8 protein-coding genes are annotated in these 11,403 nt (G+C 46.1%); 5 read left to right on the top strand and 3 right to left on the bottom strand.

The annotated features are described in order from the left end of the window. Window position 1 precedes the first annotated feature (1 nt). Window positions 2-1,051: a protein-glutamate methylesterase/protein-glutamine glutaminase gene (locus OX890_RS12145; protein ID WP_259211889.1), complete on the top strand. Its 1,050-nt coding sequence runs from the start codon at window positions 2-4 to the stop codon at window positions 1,049-1,051. 101 nt (window positions 1,052-1,152) lie between these two features. On the opposite strand, the gene OX890_RS12150 is transcribed toward OX890_RS12145, so the two are convergent. Further along, window positions 1,153-2,793, bottom strand: a complete 1,641-nt coding sequence (locus OX890_RS12150) for a diguanylate cyclase (RefSeq protein WP_259541146.1) — start codon at window positions 2,791-2,793, stop codon at window positions 1,153-1,155. Between the two features lie 381 nt (window positions 2,794-3,174). Between OX890_RS12150 and OX890_RS12155 the strand changes: the two genes are divergently transcribed. The 3 genes from OX890_RS12155 (at window position 3,175) to OX890_RS12165 (ending at window position 5,870) form a co-directional block, all read left to right on the top strand. Further along, a complete protein-coding gene (locus OX890_RS12155; RefSeq protein ID WP_268649281.1) occupies window positions 3,175-3,855 on the top strand; it encodes a class I SAM-dependent methyltransferase in 681 nt (226 codons plus the stop codon). After that, window positions 3,845-4,906, top strand: a complete 1,062-nt coding sequence (locus OX890_RS12160; RefSeq protein ID WP_268649282.1) for an HNH endonuclease — start codon at window positions 3,845-3,847, stop codon at window positions 4,904-4,906. Before OX890_RS12155 ends, OX890_RS12160 begins: the two co-directional genes overlap by 11 nt. Before the next feature lie 67 nt (window positions 4,907-4,973). Further along, the gene (locus tag OX890_RS12165; RefSeq protein WP_011846814.1) at window positions 4,974-5,870 is read left to right on the top strand and encodes a nuclease-related domain-containing protein; all 897 of its coding nucleotides are present in this window, start codon (window positions 4,974-4,976) and stop codon (window positions 5,868-5,870) included. A gap of 118 nt (window positions 5,871-5,988) precedes the next feature. On the opposite strand, the gene OX890_RS12170 is transcribed toward OX890_RS12165, so the two are convergent. Next, window positions 5,989-7,599, bottom strand: a complete 1,611-nt coding sequence (locus tag OX890_RS12170) for an ABC-F family ATPase (protein WP_006081677.1) — start codon at window positions 7,597-7,599, stop codon at window positions 5,989-5,991. Window positions 7,600-8,409: 810 nt separating this feature from the next. Here OX890_RS12170 and OX890_RS12175 point away from each other — a divergent pair. Beyond that, window positions 8,410-8,994 carry a VF530 family DNA-binding protein gene (locus OX890_RS12175; RefSeq protein WP_268649283.1) on the top strand — a complete coding sequence of 195 codons (585 nt, stop codon included), beginning with the start codon at window positions 8,410-8,412 and terminating at the stop codon, window positions 8,992-8,994. Window positions 8,995-9,284: 290 nt separating this feature from the next. Here the strand turns inward: OX890_RS12175 and OX890_RS12180 are convergent, their stop codons facing one another. Continuing rightward, window positions 9,285-11,390, bottom strand: coding sequence for a phytase (locus tag OX890_RS12180; RefSeq protein WP_268649284.1), 2,106 nt, complete (start codon window positions 11,388-11,390; stop codon window positions 9,285-9,287). Between the last annotated feature and the right edge of the window lie 13 nt (window positions 11,391-11,403).

Below are 11,403 nucleotides of genomic sequence, written 5' to 3' on the forward strand. Positions count from 1 at the left end.
TATGACGATCAAAGTGCTAGTTGTTGATGATTCCGCGCTGATGCGCAGCTTGCTCGGTAAAATGATTGAGGCTGATCCTGAGTTGTCTCTGGTTGGGCAAGCTGCCGATGCCTTTGAGGCCAAGGATCTGGTGAATCAATTTCGCCCCGATGTGATTACCTTAGATATCGAAATGCCCAAAGTAGATGGCTTAACCTTTCTGGACCGCTTGATGAAAGCCAGACCCACAGCGGTAGTGATGATTTCTTCGTTAACCGAGCAGGGCGCGGATGCGACCTTTAACGCCTTAGCCTTAGGCGCGGTAGATTTTATCCCTAAACCGAAATTAGACTCGCCCCAAGGTATCCATGATTATCAGGATTTGATTTTAGATAAGATCAAATCCGCCGCGAAAGCCAAAATCATCAAACCGCAAAAATTTGTTGAGCCAACACGCCCAGTGTCGAGTAAGCGGCCGGTATTGGCCAATGCAACCCTGACACAACATCTAGTTGCGATAGGCGCCTCTACAGGCGGCACTGAAGCCATTTTGTATGTATTACAGCATTTACCTGCGGCTATGCCACCGATAGTGATCACCCAACACATGCCAGCGGGTTTTACCCGCACTTTTGCCGAACGCTTAAATCGACTGTCGCGGATCACTGTTAAAGAAGCGGAGCACGGTGAGCGACTCTTACCCAGTTATGCCTATGTTGCCCCTGGCGATCATCACCTTGAGATCATTAAAGTGGGTGGCAGTTTCAAAGTAAAACTAACCCAAGATGAAAAGGTCAGCGGCCACAGGCCGTCGGTCGATGTTATGTTTAATGCCTTGGCCCAATGTGCCGCGCCTAATATCAGCGCGATGATATTAACCGGCATGGGCAAAGATGGCGCCGAAGGTATGGTGGCGCTGCATCAAAAAGGCGTCACCACCTTTGCCCAAGATGAACAAAGTTGTGTGGTATTTGGTATGCCAAGGGAAGCGATAAAGTGCCGCGCGGTGGATTATGTGGTGGAGTTGTCGCAGATGCCGAGCAAGCTTATCAACCATTTAAGCTCACTGTGATTGCTGCTTTTAACGTGCTTAAAAAGTAATCATCAATATGGTGGTGAGCCAAACCATAAGACATTACGGCCAGACCCATGCGCAGGATGAGTGAATGGCGTTCAATCCTGCTCACTTGGTGAAAACACTAATTGATTTCGGCCTAAACGTTTAGCCTCGTATAAGTGCTTATCCGCCAGTAACAGACAATCTTGAAACTCCTCACATTCGTCCGAGAACACTAAACCGCCGCTGAGCGTCACCTTAAACTCGACGCCATCTTCGACAAAGACAATATGGCTAAAGCTCTCGCGGATCGCATTTAACTTAGCGATCGCCAGTGGTTTCTGCATATCTGGCAGCACTAACATAAATTCCTCGCCGCCGTAGCGACCGGTAAAGTCAGTTTGCCGTAAGGATTGTTGTAATAGATGGGCAAAGGCTAGCAACACCTTGTCACCGCCGGCATGGCCATAGGTGTCGTTCACTTTTTTGAAGTGGTCTAAATCGAACATGGCGATACAAACCTGAGAGTTAATTCGCCTTGCCACATTATAGCAGCGCCTTGCGGCAACCAGAATCTGGGTATGGTTTAACAATCCCGTTAAGCTGTCGCGGCTTGCCGAACTGCGAATATCATGGCCACGTTGAGCGCGGGATATCACCTGCGCGACAAATAAGCTCGGCGCGGTTTGCTTCGAAATTAAGTCATCCGATCCTGCTTGTATGATGCTGACTTTATTCTGCATGGTATCGTCAGAGCTCAACACGAGAATTGGGCTAGAGGTGTATTTATCCAGTTGGCGTATCATCTTTGCCAGCTCAAGCCCGTTCACCTCAGGCATGTATAAATCGAAGATAAACAGATCGGGTTCAAACTGTTCAAGGGCGGGTAACACTTGCTCGGCACTCGACAAGCCTTTCACCATTAAACCGTGACTGCGTAACAGGCTTGAAAAATAATCCACCATAGATTGTTGGTCATCCACCAGTAATACCTTCAAAGGCTGTTTCTCTGACATCTTGAGAGATTGATGGATTTTGCGCACCAATAAAGTGGTTTCCGCAGGTTTGACAAAATATTCGCTAACGTTGGCACGAATGGCCAGCAACCGCATGTCAAAATCCCCGCGCGAGGATAAAACAAACACTCGGGTATTGTTCTTTTCAAACTCAGTGGCGGCTTCGAACAAGGCCTCTTCAGTCCAATCGGGGAGAATTAAATCCAATAGAATAAGATCGAAGGGCGTTTCATTTTGCACCACCAGAAAGCTCGTGAAATTCAAAAAATGCTGCACACTAAAACCGAACTCTCGCAGTTGCTTTGTGATCATTGCGCCGACATTACCATCGTCTTCTATGATGGCAATATGGTGATCATGCCGCGCCTTAGCCGGTTTATAGGGACTTTGCTGCATTTGCGCCTCCACCACAGGCGGCGACGGTTGACCGCGCATATTGTTTTGCAACAACTGGTGGAAGAGGGTATCTAAGCCTTTGATAGTAGGAAGTTCGGGAGCTGGCGCATTGAGCAACCCTTTAAGCTGCAACTCGAGTTTATCGACTATGTGTTTGGTATCCGACAACCCAAAGGTCTCGCTCGATCCTTTTAAGTTATGCACCTCACGATACACAGCCGACAACATGTGTGCATTCCAATTCTTACGCAATGAAATCCACAGGGTAATGATTTGTTTCTTTTTATCCGGCAGTGCATGTAAAAACTGTCGTTTAAGTTGCTCTAACGAATCTTCAAAACTCATAGGCAATAGATATCCTAAATGATTGAGCCCTAGGTTTTCCGTGTGGTCGCTACCTCGGGACGATAAAACCCGTTTATACTGAAATTGACACTGTTTTCAACAGAAGGATGTAACAGATTCAACCAATTGCACGTATTTTCACACAGACTAATAGAGTGTAAACCACTGCGAAAAAAACGACGGGGAAATGCACAGATGCTACCCGCCTAAATAGACTTCCTTTTTCAATCGCTAATACTCGGGTTGTGATATAAAACAGCAAAACGCAAAATATTTTATGCAAAACAGCAGGATAATGATGATGTGCATTTTGTATCAAAAGTGATTGTGATAAGTTAGCGTCATTAAAAACAATCACTTGTTGCAAAAGGATCTTTGTCAGTGAGCATAGCGTTTTATAATGGCCATGCCGTAACACTCTCGGCGCAGTATTTGTCTAAAACCTTTGAAGAAGTGCATTCAAGTTGGTTACGTCATCTTTTGCCGATCCTCGCGAGAGACAAACTATCGATACTGGATGTGGGAGCAGGCTCAGGGCGGGATGTGCATTATTTAGCCAAAAAGGCACAGAGCAAAGAGACGCAAATTTTTGCAATCGAACCTGCTATTGCTTTAGCGAAAATGGGGCAGGTGTTAACGCGGGATCTACCCGTTCGTTGGATTGAGGATGGTTTACCTCAGCTACAAAAAGTAGTTGGCCTAGCACAACAGTTCGATCTGATTTTACTCAGCGCTGTGTGGATGCATTTATCTCCATTTGAGCGCCCACTAGCACTAGCAACACTCTCAGGTTTACTCAATTCAACGGGACTTTTAGTCATCAGTTTGCGCCATGGTCCAAGCCCCGATGCCCGCGTTATGCACCCTGTCAGTGCAGATGAATTGCTCGCACTGGCTGCAGATTGCCAGCTAGCACTCAAAGATTCGAGCCAAGATGAGACTGACAAACTCGGTCGCACACAAGTGCATTGGCAGACGCTAGTTTTTACATCCAAACTGATGCCAAACGTAAATGCACCTGAAGCAAGCGTTATTATTCAGGGTCGTCATCATGCTGATTGATGCGAGAAAACAAGTTGAATTTATTAGCTATTTACAACGTCTGTTGGTTGAAGGGGATTTCGTTGCAACATATAAATTTGCCTTACTGCATGCGATCGCAGATGTTTGCATCGAACGGCCATTAATACTCAATGCCGATCCTGAACAGAAAACCGCGATCAGTATTGATGAACTGGTTGAAAAGTTTATTGAACTCTATTGGCAACACTCTTTACCGTTTGGTGCTGTTAATGCGCATTTTGTTCTACTCCAAAATAATGGAAAGCAATCAGCCTTAATCAATAGCTTGATTGAGCTACGCAATCAAGGCGTTAACAGTTTATCCCAGTTAAAAGCGCATCTTAGTTATCCTGCTCTATTGAGTAAAACGCGCGGCACCGTTAAAGAGGGCCCGTTATGGCGCTTACAAATTTTGTCCCGAAACGCAGATTGTTTTCTTTATCCCCATGATAAAACTAAAAATTATATCGAGTTGAATCCGGGTGTCGCATTCTGCTTCAGGCGATTTCATGATTTAGTGGTGTCATTAGCTCGCACACAATGGGTGCAGAAAGTCGCCGAGTTTCCCGCAAATCAGGTCGTTATTGGCAATAAAGGCAATTTAAGCGAGTTTCTATTTGGCAGTGACCGACAGACGATCACTCACGCTAGACCTGTGCTGCTTGATATCCAAAAGGGCCAATGCTTTTATTGCCATAAGCCATTAAAAGAAACTGGCGAAGTGGATCACTTTATTCCTTGGGCACGATATCCTAATGATTTAGGGCATAATTTTGTCCTCGCTCATAGCAGTTGCAATAACAATAAACGCGATCATCTTGCCGCACAGCGTCACAAAGATAACTGGTATGAGCAAAACATTATCCAGCATGGCCAAGCGTTACATTCTGAACTCAGCCGATATTTCGTCTGTGAAAGTGATCGTTCCGAAGCCATCACCACTTGGGCCTATCAGCTTGCAGGGCAAAATCGCTCTCCACTCTGGCTCGATAAAAAAACCTTAGTGCCTTTTAACGCGATAGATAATGACTTATCGAGTACAGCAATTTAGAAACAAAGTAGTAAGTAGCGTTTATTCAGCCTCAGAATCTTAATTATCTAATTTTTAAAGGAAAGGTATGACAGAGTTACTAAAAGGGATTTTTTCAGTTTCACTGATTTTGTTGGGTATGGGAGCGATTTTAGTCCCTATGTTTTTTGTTATACGACATAGAGACAGAACGGTAAAGCTGCCTATTGATAGGGAAAAGTTGAACAGATTGCCTGGTTTTGGCATTCAAAAACAGATCCAAGAGCTGCAATTTGATATTTTGAGCGCAATGCTCATGTCGGTCATCGTTGTCACCATTCCGTTTGCATTTGAAGGATTAAGGGGATACCTCGACAAAGGTACATTTCCTTTGGCATTTATTGGATTCATTGTACTCGGCCCAATTTATTTTGTGGTCAAAACCTATCGCAGTATGACTCGATTGACTAAGTTACGTTTGGGGCATACGGCCGAATTAGCTACCGCAGCCGAACTAATGCGTTTGCAGGGATTGGGTTATCAAGTTTTCCATGATATTCAAGCCGATGGTTTTAACATTGATCACTTAGTCGTGGGGATTAATGGTGTGTTTGCCATTGAAACTAAGGGGCGGCATAAGTGGTACAGTGATAAGAAGAATGAGTCAAATGGTGGGCAACATAAGGCACATGAGTTGTTTTACCGTGATGGGAAATTGGTGTTTCCATCTTGGACAGAAACGGCACCGATTGAACAAGCTCAACGTCAAGCTAAGTGGGTGAGTGAATGGCTCACAAAGGCTGTAGGCCAATCTATTCCGGTAATGCCTGTACTCGTATTTCCCGGGTGGATGGTGAAGTCACAAACTAAACCACCGTTTCCTATCATTAATCATAAGCAAGTCGCGATTACACTTCCTAAGATGAATGCCGCTATATTCACTCAAGAGCAAGTGAATGCGATTGCTTATCAAATTATGCAACGTTGTTTGCAGGGCAAGCCATAACTCTCTTCAGATTTTTAAATCATTATTTAGCCCAATAAAAAAGTCGTCACAGGATAACCAATGACGACTCTTTAATACGATAACGCTGGGTTAATCGGCGTAAGTTAGCCGAATAATACTATGCGCTTTTTCTCGCTTCCATTTCAGCTTGGCTTGAAAGGTACTCATCGAAGGTACCTTGGAAGTTAATTATTTTTTTATCTTTAATATCAATGATACGTGTAGCGAGTGACGATACAAACTCACGGTCATGACTGACAAATATCAAGGTGCCTTCAAAATCTTTCAACGCATTGTTTAACGCTTCGATGGCTTCCATGTCCATGTGGTTAGTCGGTTCGTCCATGATCAGCACGTTGATGTCTTGCATCATTAACTTGCCGAATAACAAGCGGTTTTTCTCTCCGCCTGAGCAATTTCGGGCTTTTTTGTTAGCATCGTCTTCGGTGAACAGCAGACGGCCTAACATGGCGCGTACCATCAGATCGTTATGCTTGGGTTGGCGCCACTGTGACATCCAATCCATCAGCGTGTAGTCATTATCAAATTCGTCACTGCTGTCTTGCGGGCAGTAGCCGATTGATGCGTTTTCTGACCACTTGATCACGCCTTTATTATGCTCTAAGTCATTGACTAAGCAGCGTAGGAAGGTGGTTTTACCCACGCCGTTCTCGCCGATAATCGCTAATTTTGCACCGGCTTCGAGGATCAAGTCGCCGCCTTGGAATAACTGTTCGCCATCAAACCCGTGGGCGAGATCTTCGAGGATCAGCGCTTGGCGATGCATTTTCTTGCCAGCATCGAAACGAATAGAAGGGTGGATACGGCTAGATGATTTCACATCATCGAGTTTGATCTTATCCATCTTCTTAGCGCGTGAGCTGGCTTGTTTCGCTTTAGAAGCGTTGGCACCAAAGCGGTTGACGAAGTCTTGCAGTTCTTCGATTTCAGCACTTTTCTTGGCGTTGCCCGACAATAATTGCTCGCGGATCAAAGAGGATTGGGCGAGGAAGTATTCGTAGTTACCTGGGTAAATGCGCAGTTCGCCGTAATCGATATCGGCCATGTGGGTACAGACGGCATTCAAGAAATGCCTATCATGGGAAATAATGATCATGGTGCATTTACGTTTGTTCAACTCGGCTTCTAACCAGCTAATGGTATGGATGTCCAAGTTGTTGGTTGGTTCGTCGAGCAGCAGAATATCTGGGTTGGCAAATAGCGCTTGTGCCAACAGGACTCGCAGTTTCCAGCCCGGTGCCACTTGTTGCATTAAGCCGTAATGGAAAGATTCTTCAATACCCGCTTCGAGCAGGATTTCACCGGCGCGGCTTTCGGCGCTGTAGCCATCCATTTCGGCAAATTCACTTTCAAGATCGCCAACGCGCATGCCATCTTCTTCAGTCATATTCGGATTAGCGTAAATTGCATCGCGTTCCTGTTTGACTTTCCACAGGGCAACATCCCCCATGATCACCGCATCGATCACACTGTATTGTTCAAACGCGAACTGATCTTGGCTTAGGGTACCGACTTTTAAGCCGGGCGTGATGGACACATTGCCAGAGGTTGGCGCTAAAGCTCCGCTGAGGATCTTCATAAAGGTCGATTTGCCACAGCCATTCGCGCCGATCAAACCATAGCGGTGACCATTGCCAAATTTCGCTGAAATGTTTTCAAACAATGGCTCAGGGCCAAACTGCATCGTGATGTTCGCGGTAGAGATCAAAGGAGCTTTCCTAGGTATTTGCTAACGGGGATTGTGACAAACAAGCCTCAAAATGAAACATGCGCTTCATCCACTCTAAGCCAAAACATTAAAGTTGGGATAATAAGGTCGCGGAGTATACAGACTAAGGGCTAAAGATGCGAGCAAGTATGTGATGCGCAGCTATAAATCGAGCCGTTTCAGTTGCGTTTATTTTGAGGATGAGCGAAGGCATTAGCGGTTTATCGGCAAAAATTGGCACAGGTCTGAGCTTGCTACTGAGTGAAGGTCTGTTAAGTATCTCTTATCTAAGCGTCTACCTATGAAGTCTCTATATAAAATGCCTATCTATGAAGTGACATCTATTAAGTATGTAGTGCTCTCTATTAATGATAGGTGCCGATGGTAGATTCAAGCCTTCATGGCGACTTGAGTTGCGGCGTATTCCCCGCACTAAAGCCGATGCCAAACCCCGCCAGAGCAAATAAAAGGAGGCGTTTAGCTTATTTACCGTTATTATTCCCGCAGTTTTGCTGAAAAAGCAGATTTTGCGGCTAAATAGTTAACAGCTCTATATGCAAGTTTTGGGTCTATAAGATTAACGATTCAAGCATATAACGCTGCATGCTAGTGCCGTCACTTAACGAATAGCTGAGCGAGTGCCATCATTCGCTTAGATGGCTTAAGTTGCTTAAGTGATTTAATGGCTTAATTAACTAATGTTATTGCTGTCATAGCCCGTTTAGTCGCGAATTCAGTAACTAATTTGATAACTCAATACCGTAAACTAATACAGTAAAATCAGCCAATTGGGCTGAATTTGGAATTCCCATGATACAAGAGCAACAAAACAACCCATTACACGGCCTCAAACTCGAGACAATGATCACTGAGTTAGTCGATTTTTACGGTTGGAAAATTTTATTCGCGGCATTAAAGCTAGGCTGCTTTAACACTAACCCGACGATTGAGGCCAGTGTCATTTTCCTCAAAAAGACTGAGTGGGCGCGGGAGAAAGTGGAAAACTTCTACCTGTACCGATTTAAGCGTATGCCTAAAGCCGTCGGTGAGCAGTTTGATCTTAAGCCACGTGAACGAGGTTTTGCCTCAGGTATCGCGCCGCGTAAACCGATGGAACTGACATTAGCCTCTATCGCTGAAATGCAGTCCAAAGCCAGCGCCGAGTACGAAGCCGGCAACCGCCGTCCAAACTCTGGATATGGCTCAGGTAAAAGCGCAGGCAAAAAACCTGTGGGTGGACGTGGAACCGGTTCAGGCTATGGTTCATCGAATAGCAGCTCCCAGCGCCGAAGCGAACCCAGAAACGATTCAAGAAACGATTCAAAAATGACAGAGCGTTCAGGACCAGGCCCATCGACGGATGATAACGATCCGTGGGGCACTAAGCGCAGTTAATTCGATGTTAGTCGCCCTGAATGAAGTTATTGTTTTAACTGTGTGATAGACGATTTAGGCGGGTGAAAACGAAAGAGGGTAGCCGTAGTTCTCGGCTAACCTCTTTTTTTTGATTAATAATTCAATTTATTGAATGCTGGTTAGCAAATTATCGGGGGTTATTATTTTGAATTTGCATATTCCCTGCATAAATAGTTACCCCCTTCAATTTTCGTTCGCGTTCCGCTAAGTGCAAATAGCTACTTGCATAACGCATTATTCGCAGTGGCATTTCAAGCAGCAAATTGGCCCTATTGCATGTCGAGTTGTTTGGCTATGCTGCTCCAAGGTAACCATTTAAACGCTTGGTTGGCATCGGGTAAGTGGTTGTGACCGTCCTGTACCACCAGCATTCCCTGTTGCCAAACTCCACTACCAACGGGCAAATGCGTGACGGCTAGCCCATCGGTTTCGGCGCTGCCGTCGATGCTGGTTTCGCGGCCGTTTTCCATCCCGTTCAAGTTCACGCCAATACGGAAACGTCCCACCTGTGCGTAAGGCGCGCTTGCTTGATAAAGCAGATAACTGTTATTGCCTTGACTGGAGACCACCAGCAAATCTTGTTTTTTACCGTGAATGTTCGCACCTTGGTAGAGTGAAATTCCTTCCACATCGGCGACTAAATCTCCCCCGGCTTTGATGATCAGTTTGCCCTCAGTGCTGGCGTTCGGTTTGGCATCAAAGCGCCAAATGCCTTTGTCTTCTTCACCGATAAACAGCGCATGTTGCGCTTCATCGACCACACAGCCTTCAACTTGGCTTGGGGTATGAATATCTCGCACTAGTGTGATACTGGGGCCATTTTGCTGCCAGTCGACACTATATTGGGCGATGCGGCCGGACTTTTCATTAGCGAACACGTATAAGGTTTGTTCATCTTGATACAGACACATGCCGTAAATATCCGTCATGTTGGTCGCCTGATTAGGGTATTCAGTGATCTTGCCTGTGGCATCGATTTCATAAAATGCGAGACTGTCGTGTTCACGCTGGGTTGCGACCGCGATATCGCGCATTTTTCCGCCCAGTTGTACCTGTTGGCGCAAATCGACGTTATTGATCCTGCCTGATGGCAGGGCTTGAACTTGCTCGCCACGCATATTAAAACTCAATAACCCCCAACGTTTGTTGGTGCCAAGCACAAGGCTTTTTTCGGGTTCAGTGGGATGTACCCAAATGGCGGGATCGTCCATGGTATCGCCCGGTCTATCGGATGGTGCGCTCTCAACCCAAGCGGGGATTTCTACAATATTTTCCGCAATTGTTGTTGGCCACGCTTGTGCATCGGCGGCTGTGTTTGCGCTCGGCAACGATGTGGCGAGTAACTTTTGGGGTGACACTTGTGTCAATGCTTGTGGTAAAGCTGGTGACAAGGTTTGCTCAGCAAAAAGATAGCGGTCGTTTTTATCATCATAGATAGCAAACGTCGCAGTTTTTGCTTGGGCTGATGTGTTCGCGTTTACAGCAAGGCTTAAGCGCTGCGCCTTGGTTATCGCTTTTACCTCGTTTTTATCGTTGGTTTTTGTCGATGGCGCGCTAAAACTCAGTATTTGAGTGCCTTTGCCGTCCATCACCTGGCCGCTTTTATCACTGAGCAGCAATTGACCGTTCAGATGGTTTAAGCCGGTGATGTGATTATCGAGCGCGGGGACGATGAGCTTAGCGCTAGTATCGGCAAACGGGCTGGCATCAAACTGCCATACACCGGCTTCGGGCTCACTGACATAAAGCGTGTCGCCGTCGATAGCGCAATCCGTGCTATTAACCGGAATCGATTGGCTGCGCATTAGCTTAGGTGAGAAATGCGCGGCATTACCCAATAGCCACTGCTCGCTCTTACCACTTTCACCGCCAAACCACGCGTAGACATTGCCATCCTGAGTGCGGGGCTGAATACAGATCCAATTGATCTCGAAATGACCCATGGGCAGCAAGGGCAAGATGTTGGTCGTCGGTTTGCCATTGATTTCTTTCAGCATAATAGGTCGCACGCGGTCGGCTTTGCGATCGAGCGTTAATGCATAGGGATCGCTAAAGGCGAGTAATTCAAAGTCACCTTGCACCAGTAAACGCGCAGTAGGCAAGGGCGCTTGTGCGGTCGTTTGCATGCCTAGCTGCGTTTGTGTCATCGAGATGGTTTGTAACATCAGCCCTTGCTGTTCGCTGGCAAAAAGCCAGTGAGACAGAGTGTTATCGCGTTGTTTGTCCTGATTAAAGATGAGTGGCTGTGCTTGGCTGCCCTTATGGCCCGCTATGGTTTGAACAGCGACGCTGATGGTGTTTGCCATGGCAGTCAAGGGCGTATGACTGGCGATAAGGCCGAGCAATACGGCGGATGATAGTAGAGTTTTGTTCATAATGTTATTCGCT

This window comes from Shewanella sp. DAU305 (assembly GCF_026802235.1).
GTDB lineage: Bacteria > Pseudomonadota > Gammaproteobacteria > Enterobacterales > Shewanellaceae > Shewanella > Shewanella baltica.

Coding starts and splice junctions, on each gene's coding strand:
- OX890_RS12165 (WP_011846814.1), top strand. CDS start 4,974: ATGACAGAGTTACTAAAAGGGATTTTTTCAGTTTCACTGATTTTGTTG.
- OX890_RS12180 (WP_268649284.1), bottom strand. CDS start 11,390: ATGAACAAAACTCTACTATCATCCGCCGTATTGCTCGGCCTTATCGCC.
- OX890_RS12160 (WP_268649282.1), top strand. CDS start 3,845: ATGCTGATTGATGCGAGAAAACAAGTTGAATTTATTAGCTATTTACAA.
- OX890_RS12150 (WP_259541146.1), bottom strand. CDS start 2,793: ATGAGTTTTGAAGATTCGTTAGAGCAACTTAAACGACAGTTTTTACAT.
- OX890_RS12175 (WP_268649283.1), top strand. CDS start 8,410: ATGATACAAGAGCAACAAAACAACCCATTACACGGCCTCAAACTCGAG.
- OX890_RS12145 (WP_259211889.1), top strand. CDS start 2: ATGACGATCAAAGTGCTAGTTGTTGATGATTCCGCGCTGATGCGCAGC.